The organism is Dactylosporangium fulvum, assembly GCF_025137375.1.
Classification (GTDB): Bacteria; Actinomycetota; Actinomycetes; order Mycobacteriales; family Micromonosporaceae; genus Dactylosporangium; species Dactylosporangium fulvum.
On sequence record NZ_CP073720.1, the window covers coordinates 10,326,528 to 10,346,364 of the forward strand.

The 19,837-nt window shown below is 70.0% G+C and carries 21 protein-coding genes; 2 read left to right on the forward strand and 19 right to left on the reverse strand.

The genetic code is table 11. The features are described from left to right. Positions 1–421 precede the first annotated feature (421 nt). Positions 422–814: a hypothetical protein gene (locus tag Dfulv_RS47640; protein ID WP_259860395.1), complete on the forward strand. Its 393-nt coding sequence runs from the start codon at positions 422–424 to the stop codon at positions 812–814. A 287-nt stretch (positions 815–1,101) separates the two neighbouring features. Here the strand turns inward: Dfulv_RS47640 and Dfulv_RS47645 are convergent, their stop codons facing one another. From Dfulv_RS47645 to Dfulv_RS47670, 6 genes are all read right to left on the reverse strand, one after another. Continuing rightward, complete coding sequence (locus Dfulv_RS47645; protein WP_259860396.1) at positions 1,102–1,698, reverse strand: hypothetical protein; 597 nt, start codon at positions 1,696–1,698, stop codon at positions 1,102–1,104. Between the two features lie 66 nt (positions 1,699–1,764). After that, complete coding sequence (gene pheA, locus Dfulv_RS47650) at positions 1,765–2,709, reverse strand: prephenate dehydratase (protein WP_259860397.1); 945 nt, start codon at positions 2,707–2,709, stop codon at positions 1,765–1,767. A 35-nt stretch (positions 2,710–2,744) separates the two neighbouring features. Then, a complete protein-coding gene (locus Dfulv_RS47655) occupies positions 2,745–3,263 on the reverse strand; it encodes a hypothetical protein (RefSeq protein WP_259860398.1) in 519 nt (172 codons plus the stop codon). A 53-nt stretch (positions 3,264–3,316) separates the two neighbouring features. Next, positions 3,317–3,712, reverse strand: a complete 396-nt coding sequence (locus Dfulv_RS47660; RefSeq protein WP_259860399.1) for an ACT domain-containing protein — start codon at positions 3,710–3,712, stop codon at positions 3,317–3,319. A 68-nt stretch (positions 3,713–3,780) separates the two neighbouring features. After that, positions 3,781–4,203 (reverse strand): hypothetical protein, encoded by a 423-nt coding sequence (locus tag Dfulv_RS47665; protein WP_406567898.1) that lies wholly within the window; start codon positions 4,201–4,203, stop codon positions 3,781–3,783. A gap of 124 nt (positions 4,204–4,327) precedes the next feature. Then, positions 4,328–4,906, reverse strand: a complete 579-nt coding sequence (locus tag Dfulv_RS47670) for a hypothetical protein (RefSeq protein WP_259860401.1) — start codon at positions 4,904–4,906, stop codon at positions 4,328–4,330. Positions 4,907–5,227: 321 nt separating this feature from the next. Here Dfulv_RS47670 and Dfulv_RS47675 point away from each other — a divergent pair, with 321 nt between their 5' ends. After that, the gene (locus Dfulv_RS47675; RefSeq protein WP_259860402.1) at positions 5,228–6,448 is read left to right on the forward strand and encodes an arginine deiminase; all 1,221 of its coding nucleotides are present in this window, start codon (positions 5,228–5,230) and stop codon (positions 6,446–6,448) included. Here the strand turns inward: Dfulv_RS47675 and Dfulv_RS47680 are convergent. The 13 genes from Dfulv_RS47680 to Dfulv_RS47740 form a co-directional block, all read right to left on the reverse strand. Then, positions 6,420–7,307 (reverse strand): DUF5926 family protein, encoded by an 888-nt coding sequence (locus Dfulv_RS47680; RefSeq protein ID WP_259860403.1) that lies wholly within the window; start codon positions 7,305–7,307, stop codon positions 6,420–6,422. The two genes, Dfulv_RS47675 and Dfulv_RS47680, sit on opposite strands and share 29 nt — an antisense overlap. Before the next feature lie 133 nt (positions 7,308–7,440). Continuing rightward, positions 7,441–7,839, reverse strand: coding sequence for an ATP-binding protein (locus tag Dfulv_RS47685; protein ID WP_259860404.1), 399 nt, complete (start codon positions 7,837–7,839; stop codon positions 7,441–7,443). Between the two features lie 4 nt (positions 7,840–7,843). Beyond that, positions 7,844–9,334 (reverse strand): sensor histidine kinase, encoded by a 1,491-nt coding sequence (locus tag Dfulv_RS47690; RefSeq protein ID WP_259860405.1) that lies wholly within the window; start codon positions 9,332–9,334, stop codon positions 7,844–7,846. Between the two features lie 113 nt (positions 9,335–9,447). Continuing rightward, positions 9,448–10,257, reverse strand: coding sequence for a glycerophosphodiester phosphodiesterase family protein (locus Dfulv_RS47695; RefSeq protein ID WP_259860406.1), 810 nt, complete (start codon positions 10,255–10,257; stop codon positions 9,448–9,450). Between the two features lie 10 nt (positions 10,258–10,267). After that, positions 10,268–10,606 carry a rhodanese-like domain-containing protein gene (locus Dfulv_RS47700; RefSeq protein WP_259860407.1) on the reverse strand — a complete coding sequence of 113 codons (339 nt, stop codon included), beginning with the start codon at positions 10,604–10,606 and terminating at the stop codon, positions 10,268–10,270. 9 nt (positions 10,607–10,615) lie between these two features. Next, on the reverse strand, positions 10,616–11,875 hold the full coding sequence (locus Dfulv_RS47705; protein WP_259860408.1) for an LCP family protein: 1,260 nt from the start codon (positions 11,873–11,875) through the stop codon (positions 10,616–10,618). Between the two features lie 217 nt (positions 11,876–12,092). Continuing rightward, entirely contained in the window at positions 12,093–13,319 is a 1,227-nt protein-coding gene (locus tag Dfulv_RS47710) for an LCP family protein (protein WP_259860409.1), read from the reverse strand. Positions 13,320–13,389: 70 nt separating this feature from the next. Beyond that, a complete protein-coding gene (locus Dfulv_RS47715; protein ID WP_259860410.1) occupies positions 13,390–14,358 on the reverse strand; it encodes an NAD-dependent epimerase/dehydratase family protein in 969 nt (322 codons plus the stop codon). A 138-nt stretch (positions 14,359–14,496) separates the two neighbouring features. Next, positions 14,497–16,260 carry a solute symporter family protein gene (locus tag Dfulv_RS47720; protein WP_259860411.1) on the reverse strand — a complete coding sequence of 588 codons (1,764 nt, stop codon included), beginning with the start codon at positions 16,258–16,260 and terminating at the stop codon, positions 14,497–14,499. Continuing rightward, positions 16,257–16,601 (reverse strand): DUF485 domain-containing protein, encoded by a 345-nt coding sequence (locus tag Dfulv_RS47725; RefSeq protein WP_259860412.1) that lies wholly within the window; start codon positions 16,599–16,601, stop codon positions 16,257–16,259. The genes Dfulv_RS47720 and Dfulv_RS47725 overlap by 4 nt, the downstream gene beginning before the upstream one ends. A 144-nt stretch (positions 16,602–16,745) precedes the next feature. Continuing rightward, the gene (locus Dfulv_RS47730; RefSeq protein ID WP_319805744.1) at positions 16,746–17,240 is read right to left on the reverse strand and encodes a flavin reductase family protein; all 495 of its coding nucleotides are present in this window, start codon (positions 17,238–17,240) and stop codon (positions 16,746–16,748) included. A gap of 39 nt (positions 17,241–17,279) precedes the next feature. After that, positions 17,280–19,064: an ABC transporter permease gene (locus tag Dfulv_RS47735; protein ID WP_259860413.1), complete on the reverse strand. Its 1,785-nt coding sequence runs from the start codon at positions 19,062–19,064 to the stop codon at positions 17,280–17,282. After that, a complete protein-coding gene (locus Dfulv_RS47740) occupies positions 19,055–19,819 on the reverse strand; it encodes an ABC transporter ATP-binding protein (RefSeq protein ID WP_259860414.1) in 765 nt (254 codons plus the stop codon). Before Dfulv_RS47740 ends, Dfulv_RS47735 begins: the two co-directional genes overlap by 10 nt. Positions 19,820–19,837: the final 18 nt, after the last annotated feature.

A 19,837-nucleotide genomic window follows, 5' to 3' on the forward strand; every position in this document is an offset into this window, starting at 1 on the left:
CAACAGCGTGTGCCCATGGGGCGACCGACCGCCTACCCGCCGGAGCTGGTGGTCGCAGCCCGACGGCGCGGAGGCGCGGACAGCGGGCGGACCGCGCAGCCCGGCGGCAGAGCACGGACGACGATCACGAGCAGCGGGCACGAGCGACGAGCACGAGCGGCGGCCAGCGGACAGCGGGCACGGACAGCGGGCACGAGCGGCAGACAGCGGACAGCAGGAGCGGATCCTTGTCGGCAGGCGCGAGTCCCGACAACGAGCACGGACAGCCGGCGCGGACGGTTGGCACTAGTCTCGCCAGCATCGGCAGGTGCGAAACCCTCGCTGGCGGGCGCGGGCGGGTGTTTCGTGGGTTGCGGCGCCTTTCCGCGAGTTTCGGTGACTTTCCGCAGCAGAGCTTGACGGCGCGGCATACGGTTGCGGCGTGATTGACCCGGGAGACGAGACACATCAGGATGCGGTGCTGATCCTGGAGTCAGCACTCGCGGGCGACGGCGACGCCGTGGTCCACACCTTCGACTCGGTGGTGGATCGGCGCGGCATGAGCGCGGCCTGCGACGTGGCTTGGCACCTGGCCGGCGAGATGGTCGGCGAGAATCTGGCTCGCGGCCCGTGGCGCCTCGATTTTCCCGACATCGACGACGCGGACTACGACCGGCGCTGGGTGGCGCGGTTTGTGAGCGCATACGTCAACGACGACATCCCGGGCGGCACCGCCCTGTTCACGGTGGCCCTGGTCGACGGCAAGCTGTCCGAGTGCCTGCTGACGCTGGCCGGCTCCACGGTGGCCACGCTCCGCCACCGTGGCGCGGCCTGACTGCCGTCTTCCTGCACTTGCACAATGGATGTGCGCAGTCGTGACCGAGCGCTGAAGCGCCCGAGCCCCTGACCACGTGTCGACAGGGGGGCTCCGCACGGCCGGGTGAACGGGCGGGCGCTCTGCGCACCAACTGGCCTTGGTGAGCGCCCGCCCCCATCCCTACCTGCTCAACGAGAACCACCCCGCCACCGCACCTGGGACTCCTTCGGTCGAGTCACAGCGACAGCGCAGCCGTCGAGCCGCGTCGCGGTCCACCGCGGGAGGGCGCGGTGGACCGCACCCGGTCAACCGGCCATCGGCATCCGCCCCTCCGGCTCACCGCTCCCGCCGGCACCGCCGGTCGGTCGGGCTTCCCCGAAGCCGGGGCCGGAGTCAGCGCCGGGGCTGGAGACGGGGACGGAGGCGAGGGGGCCGGGCTCCGGATCGGCGCGGGTCAGGCCGAGCAGTTGCAGCCGAGAGCGGACGCCGCCCTCGGTCCGGCCCAGTTCGGCGGTCAGGGTCTTGACGGTCGCGCCCTCGCGGAACCGGGTCACCAGCAGCTCGAGATCCTGCCGATCCCACGGCTTGCCGGCGTTGGGAGCCGCGGCTCGGTGCGCTGCCCACCAATCGTCGGGCGGATCGCCCGACTCGCCGGAGGGCCGCAGGTGTGTCAGGGCGGACGCCAGGATGGACACCACGTCGAGCGCGTCGGCCGCGGGGAGCTCGCCGGCGATCTCGGTCGTCATGCAGCCGCCGTCCCAGCCGGCCATGCGCACCGCGATGAAGCCGCCGCCCGTGTTGAACGCCAGCACGTCGTAGTCGCGGTCGTCGATGGTCAGCCGGCGGTGGACCTCATTGCGGCGGGCAACGGACAGCTCGTGGTCCCAGTCGAAGTCACTCATGCCCCGCACCGTACGACCACCCACCGACACTTCCGCGCCGCCGTAACCGCGCGGTCACCGAACGCGTCAGGCGAGCTCGCCGGCGCGCAGGCGGGCCAGCCACGCCGCGGCGTCGGCGAAGTCGTCGTCCGCCAGGCCGGGAGCGGGGCGCGGCGGCGCGTCGCCCCGAGCGGCCCGCGGATAGGAGCCCAGGAACCGCACGTCGGCGCAGATCCTCCGCAGGCCCTGCAGCGCCTCGCCCATCTGCGCGTCGGCCACGTGACCGCCGCAGTCGAGGAAGAAGACGTACCGACCCAGCCGCTCACCCGTGGGGCGTGACTCGATGCGGGTGAGGTTGACGCCGCGGACGGCGAGCTCGGTCAGTACTGCCAAAAGGGCACCCACACGGTCGTGCGAGATGTAGACGGCCAGTGTGGTGAGGTCGTCACCCGTCGGCGAAGGCGGCGGGCCCGGGCGGGACACCAGCGCGAACCTGGTCATCGCGCCGGGATTGTCGGCGATGTCCTTGGCCAGGACGTGCAGCTTGTAACGGTCGGCGCTGATCTCCGCGCACACCGCCGCGTCGAACTCACCCTCTGCCGCACCGATCGCGGCCGCCGCGTTGGACAGCACGTCGACGACGGTGGCCTGCGGAGCGTGATCGCGCAGCCACTTCCGGCACTGGGCGCCGGCCTGCGGGTGCGCGGCCACGGACCGCACCGAATCCAGGGACCGGTCCTCGCGTGCGGCCAGCACGAACTGCACGGGCAGCACTACCTCACGCGTGATCACGAGCGGGTCGCCGTTGGCGAACTCGTCGAGCGTGACACCCACCTGGCCGCCGATCGAGTTCTCCAGCGGTACCAACGCCGCATCGGCCTCACCGGAACGCAGTGCGTCCAGAGCCTCCGGCACGCTCCGTGCCGGGGTCAGGATGCCCTGGTCGGCGGCGGGGACGGTCTTGAGCGCCTGCTCGGAGAAGGTGCCTTCCGGCCCCAGGTAGACGAACCGCGTCGGCGGCACACCAGGCATGCCACCCAGCGTAGTCGAGCCGGGGTGCGCACTGCTCAGCAGGCAGCGGCGTTGAGCAGCGCGGCTGGTGCGGTCGCCTTGACCTCGACCGTGCAGGGATCCGTGCCCGCGGTGACGACGGTCAACGTCTGCGGGGATCCCTTGGTCATCACCTGCATGGGTTCACTGTTGGCCACATTGAGGATGGTGTACTGCCAGATGCCGGCGCACAGCGGCTGGCTCTTCACGGTCACGCCGGATCCGGCGGGCAGGTTGGCGCGAAACTTCCGCACCGCCGCGATGACCTGATCGCCGCTCGGCCTGCCGTTGCACTGGACGACATACGCCTCGGAGAACGCGCTCGGGCTCGGTGAGGCCGAGCTGCTGGCCGACGGCGCACGCGTCGGGGGGACGATCGGGGTGCTGACGGGAGTGGGCGACGTCGATGTGCTGGGTCGTTGTCCGGCGTCCGCGCCGGACGGCAGCAACGGCCCCGGATCGTCGTCGTGGCTGGTGCAACCGGTCAGCAGACATCCAAGAGCGACGATCGCCAGCGCGGTGGCCGGGGTGCGCATGCGCCCATCGTAGGAGTGCTCGAACGGCGCCGACAGTCAGGTGGCGCCTCGAATCAGAGTGTCGTGACGCGGTGACCCGCGGCACTCAACGCGGCCAGCGCCTCGCCGAGCCGAACGGCAGGCACGACAACGTAGTCGGTGTCGAACGTGGAGAACGCGAAGATGTTCACGCGCGCGTCGGCGAGCGGGGTCACGATCGACGCGAGAATGCCGGTCAATGCGAGCTGGACCGGGCCGGCCACCCGCAGGCAGCGCCACGGCGTCTCGACGGCCGCGCCGTCGGGTGCCAGGTCGGCGGGGCAGAGAATCGAGACCTCGTCCGGCGTCCAGGTCACCGAGATGACGTCCGGAAGACCGATTGCCGCCTCGATGAAGCCGGCAGGCAGTGACGATGCGGCCGGCAGACGGCAGATCGCGTAGTCACCTGGCAGCAGCGCGAGGTCCAACATGACATGGAGCGTACGGCCCGAACTCACACCGTGGCGGCAGCGGTGAGCGATGCCACGATTACGAGTCTTCAGACAGCGCTGAAAAAGGTGAGTGAACCGACGATCTGATCGTCCTGGATGAGTGGGGCGGCGATCGCGTCGAACGTGCGCGGGCCCGACACGCAGCGGACACGCACCAGGCCACGGGCGAGCCGGCCCGACTTCAGCGCCAGCAGGGGCGGGGTCTTGGCGACCTCCGCCGCGTCGAGCGCACCGCCGTCGGCGAAGTCGAGCAGTTGCAGCACGCCTTCGAGCAGCGGCCGGTCGACGGCCGGCTCGGTCAGGCCGAGCAGGTCTTCGAGCGACGCGGACACCGCGACGACAACACTCTGCTCGTCGATCACCAGGCTCGGCTCGGCCGCGTCCGCGACGGTGTCACCCCAACGGTCCAAGGTGGACTCGGCAGTGAGGCTCGAACGAGGGTCGGAGATAGACAGCTCGACATGCGGCACAGCGCCTCCTCAGGCACCGGTGCTGCGGACGCGGACTCGCAGCGCACTCATCATCGCATCAGTCCGGAAGAGATTCCGCTTCCACGATTGCTCAATCCGCACGGGCGCCTCCACCCCGCAGAGGCTACTCCCCGTGACCCCGCTTGTCAGTGCCCACCTGTTCGCCGTCGCGGTACCAGCGGTACTCCTCGGCAAGGGTGCCGTAGTCGACGGTGAACCAGGTCGCCGGGTGGATCGCGAGCGCGAAGACCTTGTCGACGGTCTCGTCGGCGAGCCGGTTGCCACGGGCGTTGAGCACCCGAGGAAGCTCGTGGTACGCCGTGACGAGACAGCCCTTCGGCACCCCGTAGAAGCTGATCTTCCCGCTGCCGGCGAACGCGAGCACGGGCATGACCGGGATCGAGACGCCGGCGCTGTGGGAGAGCGCCTCGGCGGCGGCACGGGCCTCACTGCGGGCCTCTTCGACGTACTTGGGGCGCTTGCCGTCGATCTGCACCACGTCACCGGCGAACGAGACCCGGCTGCGGCCGTGGTCCTTCACCGTGACGGCGAAGACCCCGCCCGGGCCCACCGCCAGGAAGCTGTCGTGCTGCTCGCCGCTCAGCTCACGCAGGTCGAGGACGTGCCAGTCGTCGCCGAGGTGCCCGATCAGGTTGCCGATGCGCCGGTAGAGCCGGCCGTGCGCCGCCTCCTCGCGCCGCATGACGCGCTCCGCCCGACGGGAACGAACCCAGGTCATGGGAGAGTGCCTGCCCGCATCAACGGTGATGCGTTCGTCGAACCTTTCGGGCTGCGAATCCTGACCGCTGCGATACAGCATCTCGGTCATCTCTCGCACACCTCCGATGTCGCCGCTTCGGTTGCGTGTGTGTCCAGATACCGTACGTGTTCGCGGCGCGACGCGGCAGCGCGAGACAGCGGAATGACACGGAATGACTGGGATGAATGCCACATTCAGGTGCACCTGTGAATTTGCACATGGCGCCTAATCGGCCTATATCGGGTCAGCCGTTAGGCTGAATTTGTGAACCACCACGTCGACAGCGAGGTCGGCCACCTCGGGACCGTGCTCCTGCACCGTCCCGGCGCCGAGCTGGCCCGGCTGACTCCCCGCAACAACGACTCGCTGCTCTTCGACGGCATCCCGTGGGTCGGGCGGGCTCAGGAAGAGCATGACACGTTTGCCACCGCCCTGCGGGAGCACGGCGTCGAAGTGCTCTACGTCGCCGGCCTGCTGACCGAGACCCTCGCGATCCCCGAGGCGAGGAGCGCGGTGACCGCGACGGTGCTCGCCGACTTCCGGCTCGGCGACACGCTGCGCCACCACGTCGCCCGGCACCTCGCCGACCTCGACCCGCCGGCGCTCGCGACCACGCTGACCGCCGGTCTGTCACAGGCCGAGCTGCGCACCGGCAGCGGTCTCGTGCACGCGCTCATGAACCGGGCGGAGTTCATCATCGACCCGCTGCCCAACCTGCTGTTCACGCGCGACTCATCCGTCTGGATCGGCGACGAGGCGGCGGTGACGAGCCTGGCGATGCGCGCCCGGCGCCGGGAGACCACGCTGACACATGCGATCTATCGGTACCACCCGCGTTTCGCCGGCACGCCGCTGCTGTTCGAGCCGACGATGGAGCACCTGGAGGGCGGCGACGTGCTGCTGCTCGCCCCCGGTGTGATCGCGGTCGGGGTCGGCGAGCGGACCCGGCCGTCCGGCGCGGAGCGGCTCGCCCGCCGCTGCTTCGAGCGCGGGCTGGCCCACACCGTGCTGGCGGTGCCGATCGCCCAGGAGCGGGCCACGATGCACCTCGACACCGTGTGCACGATGGTCGACGTCGACGCCGTGGTGATGTACCCGAACGTCGCCGACAGCCTCCAGGCGTGGACCGTGACGGCCGGCCCCGATCCCGAGGCGCCGCTGTCGGTCAGCGGCCCGGAACCGTTCATCGTCGCGGCCGCCAAGGCGATGCGGATCGACACGCTGCGGATCATCGACACCGGCCTCGACCCGGTCACCGCCGAGCGGGAGCAGTGGGACGACGGCAACAACACGCTCGCCGTCGCCCCGCGGCTGTGTGTCGCCTACGAGCGCAATGTGGAGACCAACGCACAGTTGGAGCGCAACGGTATCGAGGTCATCCGGATCCCCGGCTCCGAGCTGGGCTCGGGCCGGGGCGGTCCGCGATGCATGTCCGCACCGATCGCGCGGGCGAGCCTCAGCGCAGCGGCTGGAGCCGGCCGATGAGGCCCTGCTTGCTGCGCCGCTCGGCGGCGGTCAGCGGCTCGGAGACGGCGAGGGCCTCGGCGTAGCGCTTGGCGAACTCGGCCACCGGCGCCTCCCACTCCTCGGCCTCGACCTCCAGCGGCAGGTCCCACACCGGCGCCAGGAGGCCGTGTGCGCGGAACATCCCGGCAAACTTGGTCTGCTCGCCGAGGAGCAGACCACCGCCGGCCGCGAGCCGCGACAGGGCGTCGAGCGCGCGGTCCTCGTTGTCACCCAGCACGAGGCGTACGTGCGAGCGGTCGGTCACCCGGCACCAGTACGTGGCCGGGGCGGCGGCCAGCTTGACGGTCGGGAAGATGCTCGCGTTCGCGCGCTCCAGCGACGCCCGGACGTTGGGGTCGTCGGTCGCGTTCTCGTCGAGCCAGAATTCGAAGCCGGTATGGACGGTGATGTCCAGCGGCGCGTTCTCGATGACGTCCTGGAGGCGGTCGCCGACGCCGGGCAGGGCGGGCACGGCGACGGACTGCCCGGGTGGGGTCTCGAGCGCACACTGGAGGGCCACGGCGAGGTCGCGGGAGACGTCGCCGGACTGGACGTGACGCTGGAGGCCGATGAAGACCCGGCCGTCGGGCTTGGTCATGGCGGGCCAGGCCATCGGCAGGACCGTCGCCAGGATGACGGGACGGTCGCCGTAGCGCTCGACGTAGGCCGGCGACAGCTTCAGCGGTGCCGCGGCGGCCGGCACCAGTTCCCTGAGGGCGATCCACTCCGGCTCGTCGGCCAGGCCCTCGAACGGACGGCCGACGTATACGTCACGGATCTTCTCGCGTTTCTCACCATTGGTGGCACGGCCACGGGGGGTTTTCGCACGCTTGCTCACGGCGATCCAGCCTAGGCGGTCGTCCCGGACCGCGGGCACACACCAGTCCCTTCCGGCGCGTCACTCACCCGGTCCAGCCGCCCGGGGCGGGAACGTCCGTCGGTGCGGACCGGCCTCAGAGGGCGGACCGGCCTCAGAGGGTCGCCCAGACGCACTGGCCCAGGCCGTCGCGCTCCACGCCCCAGCCCGTCGCCAACGCTGCCACGATCGTCAAGCCACGGCCGTCGACCGCGTCCGGGGCGGCCACCCGCATCTGCGGACCCACCGAGGAGCCGCCGTCCGTCACGCGGATCTCCAGCGTGCCGTCAGCGATCAGCCGCCACGCCACTCGGATGACATCGCCCGGAAGCGGGGCCGCGTGCCGTACCGCATTGCCGACCAACTCCGCGGCGATCGCGATCGCGTCGTCCAGCCGGTCGGGTGCCACCAGGGCGTCGAGTTCGTCGGCGAGGCGGTGACGGGCCAGGTGTGCACCGCGGGCGTGGTGCGGCACGACAACGCACCAGGCGCGCTCCGCAACGGTTGTGGACACGCTCTCAAGCCTCCCCGTGGCCGTCGGCATCGGCTCGGGGCAGTCGCACCTCGGCGACCGTCCCTCCCCCTCTGCGTGGTCGCAGTGACACCCATCCATGTTGACGCTCGACGATCCTACGCACCAGATACAGACCGAGACCCACCCCACCACCGGTTCGCTGGTCACCGGTCTCCAGCTGCCAGAACCGCTCGAACGCCCGCTCGACGTGCTCCGGCCGGATGCCGGTTCCGCGGTCGGCCACCCTGAACCAGACAGTCTGTGGATCCGCTCCGGCCGTCAGTTCGACTTCTACCCAATTCGGCGAGTATTTACCCGCATTGGTCACCAATTCAGCCAGCACTGTCACAAGACTCGTCCGGTCGCCGTGCGTCTTCGGCAGCGACGGCGGGAGCATGACCTTGAGCGACCGGCGCTGCTCGGCACTCAGCTCACCAACCGCCGCCATCAGGGTCTCGACGAGGTCGAACGGCATCAGCGTGGCGGAGTCGACGCCGGTGCCGTCGTCACCGACCGCGTTGAGCAGGCGGTCGACCAGGCGGCTGAGCTCCCGGGTGCGCTGGCCCACGACGAAGATCGCCTCCCGTCGGGCGCCCTCGTCGAGGGACTCCCAGTGATCGACGAGCGTGTCGGTGTACCCCCTGATGACCGTGATCGGCGTGCGCAGCTCGTGCCCGGTGAGCGCGATGAACAGGTCACGGCCGTCCGACGGCTGCTCCGGGCGGGCCTGGAAGGACACGGCCCGGTCGGTGCTGCCGGGCACCCTGGCCGCGCGGATCTCGATCCATGTGCCGCACGCCATCCGGTGCTCGACGGTCTCGTCGGCGACCGGCAGCGGGAACGGCCAGGGCGCGCCGATCGCGGTCTCGGCCGACCGCGCGGTCAGCAGCGCCGCCGCCGGGTTCCACGAGCGCACCCGCTGCTCGGCGTCGATCAGTGCGAACGGGCCGGCGGCCGGGTCGATCGCCGGGCCGTCGCGGTAGACGGGCAGGCCGCGACCCAACCCGTACTGCAACGAGAGGAACGAGGCGAGGAACCCGAGCGCGGCACGCTGGTCCGGGTCGGCGGCGCCCTCCGCGTCGGGATAGCTCACGCCGATCACACCGACCGCGGTGCCGCTCGCCGAGACCTCGGCCGCCATGATCCGGTGCAGGCCGCGGCTGTCGAGCTGGTGACCGCCGAGCGCGCCCATGAGGCTGCTCGGGAACTCACGGACGCGGGATCCGTACTGCAGCAGTCCGCGCAACGTCGGGTGGGGCAGGTCGACCCTGCGGCCGAGGGCCCAGTCGAGGTCGCCCGCAACGGCGACGACCCGGCCGTTGTCGTGCGCGTATTCGATGAACGCGGCGCCTGTCGCGCCGGTGGCGACCACGCTGACGTCGACGGTGCGCTGCAGCGCCGCCAGCCCGCCGTCGCCCGCGTTGAGCTGCTCGACGACCTCGGTCAGGGCACCGAAGACGGCGGAACCCTCGACCGGGGGGCGAGCATCGACCATGATTGGAGTTTGCCTCGCCGTGGCCTGCTTTGAAAGGTTGTCGACCAAAGTTGTTGAGACGTGAATCAGTCGCGATTCACGTTCACGACGGCGGATTCCGTCGCCGGCGCCCGTCAGTCGCGGAGGCCCAGTTCGCGGAGGCGGTCGATGACGTACGCGGGCCGGTCGGAGATGATCCCGTCGGCCTTCAGCTTCACCACCAGATCGACCTCGTCGGGCTCGTTGACCGTCCAGACGTAGACCGGGAAGCCCCGCCGGTGGAGACGCTCGACCGTCTCGGGTGCGGCACGCAGCAACTGCACGCCCGGGCCCGCGATGCTGCTGCCGAGTGGCATCCAGCCGATCCGGTTCGGCACCGACCAGACATCGATGAGCATGACGGTTGGCAGGGTCGGTGCCTGCTGGCGGACGCGGCGGATCGCGGTCGCCGAGAACGACATCACCGTCACCTGAAGGGCGCGGTCCGGATCCGGACGCTCCAGCCCGTATCGCCGCAAAAGCTGCAGCAGGGCGAGTTCTACGGCGCTGCCGTGCCGGGTCGGGTGCTTCGTCTCGATCAGCAGCCGCATCGGCCGGCCCGCGTCAGTGGCCACCCCGAGCAGCCGGTCGAGGGTCAGCACGCGACCGCGCCAGCGGTCGTCGATCAGCTGCCGGTCGACGATGAGCTCGTCGGGTGAGCCCGGCAGGTCGGCCCGCCAGGAGCTGAAGTCGAAGCGGTCGAGGTCGGCCAGGGTCTGCACACTCACCCGGCCACGACCGTCACTCGTCCGGTCGATGCGGGAGTCGTGGAGGCAGACGAGGTGTCCGTCGCGGGTGAGGCGGACGTCGCACTCGAGGCCGTCGGCACCCTCCTCGATCGCCAGCAGGTAGGCGTCGAGGGTGTGCTCGGCATATCGGTGCGACGATCCCCGGTGCGCGAACACCAATGGCCGCTCAGGCGACCCGAGGAGCACCGCCGTCCTCACTCACCATCGGCCGGCCGGCGGCAGCCCAGTGCGCCATGCCGCCGTCGAGGTTGATCGTGCGCTCCAGCCCGTTTTGCTGGAGGAACGCGACGACCTGAGCCGACCGGCCGCCGACCCGGCAGACCACGACCACGTCGCGGTCGGCGGGGATCTCGTCGATCCGGGCCGGGATCTGCATCATCGGCACGTGCATGGCCTCCGGCGCGTGGCCGGCGGCCCACTCGTCGTCTTCGCGGACGTCGAGGATGAAGGCATCCTCGGTGACGTCGGTGATCGAGACGGTCGGAACTGAAGGTCCCCTGAACACTTCGCCAGGCTACATGTGGTTGACCCAGGTCGGGTTCTCGACCGCCCACGAGTCCAACTGGTCATCACGCATGGCCGCGTAGAGCGACTCGGCTTCCGGCAGGGCGACCACGTAGGAGATGCCGCCGATGTCCTGCGGCTCGGAGGGCACCTGCAGGCCGATCAGGTTGTTGGGGCTGACGTTGCGCAGGCCGAACATCAGGTCGGCGAGCGAAACGCCGTTGGTGTCGACGGTGAGCGCCTGGCCGATCACCCGGATGAACTTGTCCAGGGCGATCGGGTTGGTGGTCAGGTCCTTCTGCTGCGCCTTGTCCAGCATCGCCCGGATGAACTTCTGCTGGTTCTTCTGGCGGTCGTAGTCGCCGTTGGCCAGGCTCTTGCGCTGCCGGACCAGGTCGAGCGCCTGCCAGGACTCCAGGTGATGGCAGCCGGCCTCGTAGACGGCCGGGCGGCCGCCCTTGGTCGGGTCCTTGTAGTTGCCGTTCTCGTCGTAGCCGAGGTGGATCGAGGTGACCTTCTGGTCGATGCACATGTCGACGCCGCCCAGCAGGTCGACGGCGGCCTTGAAGCCGTCGAAGTTGACGATCGCGGCACCGTCGAAGCGGATGCCCAGCACGCCGGTCAACGTCTCGGCGAGAAGTTGGACGCCGCCCTGGCCGCCGCCGCCGTACTGGAACGCGCCGTTGATCTTCTCGTGCGCGGCGCCGTCGAAGCCGGTCGCGGGGAACGCGGGGATGCGCACCCGCAGGTCGCGCGGGATGGACAGCAGGTAGGCGCGGTCCAGGCTGGACGGGATGTGCACGATGATGATCGAGTCGGAGCGCTGCCCGTCCTCGGGGTCGAGTGCGCGCTGGTCCGAGCCGAGCAGCAGGAAGTTGAGCGGGCCCTTGATCTCGCTGTGCTTCGCGGCGGCCTCCTCGCCGCCGACGCGGGAGTTCTTGCCGAGGAGCGTCTGCTGGTTGACGCTGCCGCTGTATCGACTGGCGAGTATCCGGGTGCCCCCGATAACGGTGCCGGCGAGCACAACGAGGATGACGCCGAAGATGATGAACGACTTGGCCCAGATCGGATCGCGGCCGGGAAGTTTCACCGGCGCGGGCTTCATCTCCGGGGCGTCCGGCGCAGCGTGGGACTCGGCATCGGGCTCAGCGTCAGCCTCGATCGGTTGTGCGGTTTCGTCCTCGACGACCTTTTCGGTCGTTTCCGCCGCTTTCGCCGCCCGAGTGTCGCCATCGTCACCGTTGGACGCCTGGTCCTGTTGCATCTGCATGCCCCCGAGCCGGCCGCCCGCACAATAGCGGGGATCAATCCGAGTCTACGTTCGCGGTGGGAAGAATGCGCACTAGAGCCACCGCGCAAGATCGTTCAAGAACCACGAAACAGGCGATTCTTACTCGCCGGAGCGCCGCCTCGGCAATGAGATCTATACAACAGCCCGGGCATGCAACCCCGACGCGGGGGAGACATGCCCGGGATTGCCGGAATTATCACTTCGACTTGGTGGTAGCTCCGGTTGACGGCTGGCTCGACCCGCTCGGCTTCGGCGCGTTCGTGGCCGCCCATTCGGCCATCTTGTCGGTGCGCATCGCGGTGTAGAGGGCGGTCGCCTTCTCCTTGTTCGGCACCACGACGTCCTCGCCGTTGATCTTCTTGCTGCCGTCGTGGGGGCTGACGAGGAACGTCAGGTCGTCGCTGCGGAGGCTGCGGAACTGCAGCGCCATGTCGGCGAGCGAGAAGTCCTTGTCGACGGTCATCGCCTTGGTGACGGCCTTCAGGAAGGCGTTGAGCTTGGCGGGGTTGGTCACCGTGCCGGAACTGACCGCCTTGTTCAGGATCGCCTTCATCATCTCCTGCTGGTGCCGCATGCGGGCGAAGTCACCGTCCGGGAACTGGTACCGCTGCCGGGCGTAGTCGAGGGCCTCGTCGCCGTTGAAGTGGTTCATGCCCTTCTTGAACTGCCGCTTCGGCGGGTGGATCGAGGTGATGTCCTTCTCCACGTTCATGTCGATGCCGCCGAGCGCGTCGATCACCTGCTTGAAGCCGGCGAAGTCGATGAGCAGCACGTGGTCCATCCGAACCTGCGTGTACTCCTCGATCGTCTGCACGGTGAGCGGCGTGCCACCCCACGAGAAGGACGCGTTGAGCTTGGCCATCGTGTTGCCGAACTGCGGGTTGGCCTTGCTCTTGGGGATGTGGACGTAGAGGTCACGCGGCATCGAGACCAGGTAGGCCTTGTCGTGGCTCGCCGGGATGTGCAGCACGATCATCGTGTCGGTGCGCCACTCACCGGCCTTGCCCTTGTTGTCGGGGTCGCGGGAGTCGCTGCCGAGCAGCAGGATGTTCAGCGCGCCGTCGGCCACCTTCGCCGGGCGGCCGTCGGTGATCTCCGAGAACGGGTCCTCGCGCTGCAGGCCGGAGTCGACGTGCTTGTAGTAGATGAACCCGCCGAGACCGGCGAGCAGGGCCAGGACGACGATCGCGCCGCCGGCGACCAGGGCGATGCGGCCCCAGCGGGGGCGGATCTTCTTCTTGCCGGAGTATTCGTGGCCGCGTCGCGGCGGCAGGCCCGCGCCGCCACCTCCGGAGGACGAGCGGCCGTGGATGCCCGGGGCGGCGCCCGACACGCGGGCGCGCGCACCGGACGTCGGTGCGAGCGAGCCGGGCACTCGAGCGCGTCCCGAGGAGGGGCCGTTGGCGGCAGGCGTCGTGGGCATGAAACCACCATACGAACCAGTCGCCGCACCGCCACGCAACCGCGACTGGCGCGGCACGATCCCGGGAGAGTTACCGGGCCTTGAAATAAGCGACCGTGCGTGCGAGCCCTTCCTCGGGACCGACCAACGGCTCATATCCGAGCAGCTCACGGGCCTTCGTGAGGTCGGGACGCCGGCGCTCGGGGTCGTCGGCGGTGCGCGCGATCAGTGCCACCCGGGAGGTGCTGTCGGAAAGGCGCACGATCGTGTCCGCCAGCTCGAGCATGGTCATCTCGTGCTCGGTGCCGCAGTTGATCGGGCCGGTCTCCGTCGAATCGAGGAGCAGCAGAATGCCACGGACCAGATCGGACACGTAGCAGATGGACCGCGTCTGGGTGCCCGAGCCGTGGACGGTGATCGGCTCGTCGCGCAGCGCCTGGGTGACAAACGTCGGGATCGCGCGGCCGTCGTCGGGGCGCATGCGCTCGCCGTAGGTGTTGAAGATCCGCACGATGCCCACGTCGGCGCCGCGGCCACGGCGGTAGCCCATCGTGGCGGCCTCGGAGAAGCGCTTGGCCTCGTCGTAGACGCTGCGGATGCCGATCGGGTTGACGTTGCCCCAGTAGGTTTCCGGCTGCGGGTGAACCAGCGGGTCACCGTAGGCCTCCGAGGTGGACGCCAGGATGAACCGGGCGCCGTCGGCGACGGCCCGCTCCAGCAGCTGCAGGGTCGCGAGCGAACCCACCCGCAGGATCTCCACGGGGAGCTGTTCGAAGTCGGTCGGGCTGGCCGGCGACGCGAAGTGCATGATCGCGTCGAACCGTGCGCTCAGCGGCTCGACGGCCGGCAGCGGCTCGCTGACGTCGGCCTCGACGAGCGTGAATCGAGGGTGATCGACCAGGTGTGCGACGTTGTCCTTACTGCCGGTGACAAAATTGTCGAGCACCACCACGTGCGCGCCGCGCGCGATCAGGGCATCGGCGAGGTGAGACCCGACAAATCCGGCTCCACCGGTGAGCAGAATCCGGTGTCTCTCGCCGTAACGCTGCGCAACGACCATGACCAACAGCCTAGCGCCTGCCGAGCGGGCAAGTTCGACGCAGTCCGGCCGCCGGTGGGGCGTCACCCACCACGGACGTGCGCCGGGCCCGGGGGGGGCGGCGGCGCCCCGGGCCCGGCATGTTCGTGAATGGGTACGTCAGTGCGCGCCCGCACCGGTCATCGACCGGGCCTCCAGCTCCGCGAACTTGTCCGGGTCGCGCTCCTTGCTGGTGAGCGCGCCGATCGCGGCGAAGATGAACCCGATCGGGATGGAGATCAGGCCCGGGTTCTCCAGCGGGATCGGCGCCGCCGTGGTGCAGCTGAACAGCGCCGTCGCGTTCGAGACCTCCTTCGAGTCCTGCGGGACACCGCACTCCTTCGCTTGGGCCGCGGTGAGCGTCGCCGGGGTGCGGGCGTCGCTGACGCCGCCCCAGGCGATCGGGCTCAACAGCACCACACCGACCGCGGACAGCAGACCGGCGTAGATGCCCCAGGTCGCGCCCCGGGTGTTGAACCGCTTCCAGAAGAGCGAGAACAGGATCGCCGGCAGGTTGGCCGACGCGGCGATCGCAAACGCCAGCGCGACCAGGAAGGCCACGTTGAGGTTGCGGGCGAAGATGCCGAGAACGATCGCCACCGCGCCGATGACAAACGCGGCGTACCGGGCGACGACAACCTCCTGCCGCTCGGTCGTCTGGCCGCGCTTGACCACGTTGGCGTAGAGGTCGTGCGCCAGCGAGGACGACGACGCCAGGGTGAGGCCGGCGACGACCGCCAGGATCGTGGCGAAGGCGACGGCGGCGATGATCGCCAGGAGCAGTGAGCCGCCGAAGTCGCCGCCGAAGTACCGCTTCCCGAGCGCCTCGGCGAGCTGTGGTGCCGCCGTGTTGCCGCCGGGGTCCTGAGCCAGGATGGCCTGCCGGCCGACCAGCGCCGCGGCGCCGAAGCCCAGGGCCAGGGTCATCAGGTAGAAGACGCCGATGATGCCGATCGCCCAGACCACACTCTTCCGGGCCGACTTGGCGTCCGGCACCGTGTAGAAGCGGATCAGGATGTGCGGCAGGCCGGCGGTGCCGAGCACCAGGGCGAGACCGAGCGAGATCAGGTCGAGTTTGCTCGCCAGCGTCGCCGCGGCGTTGCCGGCGAACTCACGGCCGTAACGCAGGCCGGGCTCGAGGAACGCCTCCGGCGGGGTGCGGCCGGACTTGGCGGCCGCCTCGCCGAGCAGGGACGACAGGTTGAACTTGAAGGCGGCGAACACCAGCAGCGTCAGGACCAACGCGCCGATCATCAGCATGAACGCCTTGACGATCTGGACGTACGTCGTGCCCTTCATGCCGCCGACCGTCACGTACACGATCATCAGCACGCCGATGAGGGCGATCGTCACGATCTTCGCGGTCTCGGCGCTCATCCCGAGGAACGTGTCCCCGGCCTTGATCCCGAGCAGCAGCGCCACCAGGGCGCCGGCGCCGACCATCTGGGCGAGCAGATAGAAGATCGAGACCACGATCGTGGAGATGGATCCGGCGGTACGGACGGGTGCCTGCCGCATGCGGAAGGCGAGCACGTCGGCCATGGTGTAGCGGCCGGAGTTGCGCATCAGCTCCGCCACCAGCAGCAGTGCCACCAGCCAGGCGACCAGGAATCCGATGGAGTACAGGAAGCCGTCGTAGCCGTTGAGCGCGATGATGCCGGCGATGCCGAGGAAGCTCGCCGCCGACATGTAGTCGCCGCCGATCGCCATGCCGTTCTGGAAGCCGGTGAACGACCGGCCGCCGGCGTAGAAGTCGGCCGCGCTGCGGGTCTGGCGGCTGGCCCAGACGGTGATCCCGAGCGTGACCGCGACCAGCACGACAAAGAGCGTCAGCGTCAGCGTGCGGGTCGTGGTCGCGGACACCGCGAGGTAGGTCTCGCTCATTGCTCGCCTCCCTCGATCTTCGCGCGCAGGTCGTCGGCGAGCGGGTCGATCTTGCGGTCGGCGTACCGCGCGTACAGCCAGGCGATCAGGAACGTCGACACGAACTGCAACAGCCCGAAGATCAGCGCGATGTTGACGTGGCCGACGACCTTCGTGCTCATGAAGTCACGGGCGTAGGCGGACAGCAGGACGTACAGCGCGTACCAGACGAGGAACACGGCGGACACCGGGAACACGAACCGCCGCAGGGCGCGGCGCAGTGCGTCGAACTCCGGTGTGCGGGCCACCGCGACGTATCGGTTCTCGTCGGTGCCCGCGGGCACCGGTGTCTCGGTGCTCATGGGGAATCACCACCTGCCGGTTGGGGGTGTCAGTACGCGCACGGTAGGAACCCGGCAGGCATCGGTGAATATCTCCGCCTCGCAGGGGTCCGACGGTGCGCCCAACGGCAGGATCGGTGCGCCCGGTGACACCCGTCACACCGCTTATCGGCGGTATCTCCCCCGCTCGTGGATGAGCGGCGCGCCGGCCTCTTCGATATCGATGTGCTCGATCGTCCCCTCGACGAGCAGCGACCAGCCGAGCGGCCGCGCACCGTCGAACCGGCAGCCGGCCCACGTCCGGTCCGGCTTCACCGGCCCCCAGTCGGTCTGCCGCCAGTCACCGGTGGCGAACAGGCCGCCGGGCGCGGGCATGAGCCCGGCGAACCGGTCGGCGAGCTGCTGGTCGTCGGCGCTCAGCAGCGTGACGGTGAACCGCCCGCTGCTCTCCAGCACCGGCCAGAGGTCGCTCTCGTCATCGACCAGCCCCACCACGCGTCCCGGGTCGCCGTCGACGACGAGCGTCGATGACACGGTGAGTCCGACACTGGGATTCGCCGTCCACAGCGTGACGGCGGCGGGCAGCCGGCCGCGCAGGCGCCGCACCGGCGAGCGTTGATCCTCCGGAGTGGCGAACGGATCCGAGGCGTGGATGCTCACCGCACCATTGTCGGGTATGACCGGTGTGCGCGGACCGGCCTACGCCTTCTTCGGCGTGACCGCCACCAGCACCTCCGGCGCGCGGCGCTCCAGCAGGTGCCCGGCGACCCGGGTGCCGACCCACGCCAGCGCGAAGCCCCAGATCAGGCCTGCCGGCAGGATCAGCCAGCTCAGGGCGTCGGGCAGCAGCGCGAACGCGACGGTCAGCGGCGCCGTGAGCACCCAGGTGACGATCATGCTGACGAACGAGAGCAGGCTCTTGACGCTGCCCCGGCCGGTGTTCATCGCAAACGGGTTGTTCGTGTCCGGCATCGGATACGGCGCGATCACCGACGTGATGCCCGCGGCGCCGACGGAGATGCCGAACGCGCACAGGCCGACGCCGAGCGCCGCCGGCAGTTGCGCCGCGTGGCCGGTGAGCACCGAGACCACGACGGTGCCCACGGCGAGCAGCGGGAAGGTGAGGATGCCGACGCCGAGCGCGCGGGCGGCCAGCTCGACCTGGCCGGGCACGTTGGTGAGCATGTGCAGCGCATAGGCGGTGCCGTCGTTGCCGAACTGGTTGACCAGCACCAGCCCGACGAACGCACCGGCGAAGAGCAGCGAATAGACCAGCGCGTTGTCGCTGAGCCCGCCGGTGGCGCCCGCACCCGGCCCGGTCGCCGAGCCGCCGGCCCGGGTGCCGAACGTGAAGGCGAACGGAATGACGATCGACGCGGCCAGGAGGGAGATCAGGCTGGCACGGCGGCGCGGGTCGCGCAGCCAGTACCGGATCTCGCGGGCCAGCAGGCCGGCGAAGCGGCCGGTGGGCAGCAGCCGCACGACGCCGGGCAGGAACGTGTGCACCGGGCGGCCGGTCGGCGTGGCCTTCCGTGCCGCACCCGGGCCCGACGTGGTGCCGAGCATCGCCGACTCGATCGTCTGCAGCCACCACCACAGCAGCGCGGCCACCCCGGCCACGCCGATGAGCAGCCGGGCCGCCACGAGGGCCCAGTTGCCCTCGATGGCGTCGAGGTAGGCGACGTACGGCGCGGACAGCGGGGTCCAGGACAGGACCTCGGCGATGGTCGTGGCCTGCTTCGACTCGCCGTGCTGCACGACCGCGAACACCAGCTGGAACAGCGGGTTGCAGGAGATGCCGAGCAGGGCGATGAGCAGGGCGGCCAGGTCACGGACCCGGCGCGATCGCAGCATCCGGGCGAACGCGCTGGTCACCGCGCGGCTGGCGGCGATGCACAGGGCGAGACCGACGAGCGAGCCGACCACGGCGACGGCCCCGGCGGCGATTCCGCCGTCGCCGATCGCGCCGATGAGCGAGCCGAGTGTGGCGAGGAACGTGACGACCGGCGGGATGCCGACGAACGCGGCGGCGAGCATGCCGAGCACCAGCGTGCGGCGGGGCACCGGCAGCAGCGCGAACCGGGCCGGGTCCAGCGTCTCGTCGACGCCGAAGAACAGCAGCGGGACGAAGACCCAGGCGAGCACCACACTGGCGCCGGCGAACGCGGCGACCACCGGGCGGAGGTCGTCGCCCGCGATGCTGCTGCCGGCGAACGCGGCGAACCCGATGAACGCCATCCACAGGCCGAACAGCGCTCCGAGGAGGAACAGGATCAGCCGCGAGTGCCGGCCGAACCAGCGGGACTTCTGGTCGCCGCGGTGACGGCGGCCCGGACGGAGGCTGTTGCGCAGGATGCGCAGCTTGAGCCGGACGAAGTAGCTGACCTTGGGCTGGCCGGCGGCGATCGGAACGGCCGGCGCCTCGACCGGTGCGGTTCGCTGGGCGGGAATGTGCGGTTCGGGCAGTGGTGGTGTCACAGCCACGAGAGCTCCGCGCCGGTCGCCACCCGGCCGCCGACGACGTCGACAAAAACGTCCTCCAGCTCGCGCCCGCTACGGACCTCGTCGATCGTGCCGACGACCTTGATCTGGCCGTCGGCGAGAATCGCGATGTGCGTGCAGAGGCGCTCGACGACCTCCATGACGTGGCTGGAGAAGATCACCGTGCCGCCGTTGCGCACGTATCGGATCAGGATGTCGCGGATGAGCGCGCCGGAGACCGGGTCGACCGCCTCGAACGGCTCGTCGAGCACCAGCAGGCGCGGAGCGTGCAGCATCGCGCAGGCCAGGCCGATCTTCTTCTTCATGCCGGCCGAGTAGTCGACGACCAGCGTGCGACCGGCGTCGGCGAGACCCAGCACGTCGAGCAGCTCCGCCGCGCGGGTGTCGATCACGTCCTGCGGCAGGCCGCGGAGCAGGCCGGTGTACGCGAGCAGTTCACTGCCGGAGAGCCGGTCGAACATGCGGGCCGAGTCGGGCAGCGCGCCGAGGCGCCGCTTCGCCTCCACCGGGTCGGACCAGACGTCGTGGCCGAGCACGTAGGCATGACCGGCGTCGGGTCGCAGCAGGCCGACCGCCATGGACAGCGAGGTCGTCTTGCCGGCTCCGTTGGGACCGAGCAGACCGAAGAACGACCCGGTCGGGACGTCGAGATCGACCCCGGCAACCGCGACCTTGTCCTCGAAACGCTTTGTGAGCCCCCGCAGCGAGAGGGCCGAACCCGGCTCTCGATCTGTCACAGTCTGACCGTAGGTCAC

Excerpts from the sequence above, each read along its gene's own strand:
- Dfulv_RS47715 (WP_259860410.1), bottom strand. The coding sequence starts at position 14,358 with ATGGTCGTTGCGCAGCGTTACGGCGAGAGACACCGGATTCTGCTCACC.
- Dfulv_RS47670 (WP_259860401.1), bottom strand. The coding sequence starts at position 4,906 with ATGCGGCGCGAGGAGGCGGCGCACGGCCGGCTCTACCGGCGCATCGGC.
- Dfulv_RS47725 (WP_259860412.1), bottom strand. The coding sequence starts at position 16,601 with ATGAGCACCGAGACACCGGTGCCCGCGGGCACCGACGAGAACCGATAC.
- Dfulv_RS47660 (WP_259860399.1), bottom strand. The coding sequence starts at position 3,712 with ATGTTGGACCTCGCGCTGCTGCCAGGTGACTACGCGATCTGCCGTCTG.
- Dfulv_RS47720 (WP_259860411.1), bottom strand. The coding sequence starts at position 16,260 with ATGAGCGAGACCTACCTCGCGGTGTCCGCGACCACGACCCGCACGCTG.
- Dfulv_RS47690 (WP_259860405.1), bottom strand. The coding sequence starts at position 9,334 with ATGGTCGATGCTCGCCCCCCGGTCGAGGGTTCCGCCGTCTTCGGTGCC.
- Dfulv_RS47710 (WP_259860409.1), bottom strand. The coding sequence starts at position 13,319 with ATGCCCACGACGCCTGCCGCCAACGGCCCCTCCTCGGGACGCGCTCGA.
- Dfulv_RS47705 (WP_259860408.1), bottom strand. The coding sequence starts at position 11,875 with ATGCAGATGCAACAGGACCAGGCGTCCAACGGTGACGATGGCGACACT.
- Dfulv_RS47645 (WP_259860396.1), bottom strand. The coding sequence starts at position 1,698 with ATGAGTGACTTCGACTGGGACCACGAGCTGTCCGTTGCCCGCCGCAAT.
- Dfulv_RS47655 (WP_259860398.1), bottom strand. The coding sequence starts at position 3,263 with ATGCGCACCCCGGCCACCGCGCTGGCGATCGTCGCTCTTGGATGTCTG.
- pheA (WP_259860397.1), bottom strand. The coding sequence starts at position 2,709 with ATGCCTGGTGTGCCGCCGACGCGGTTCGTCTACCTGGGGCCGGAAGGC.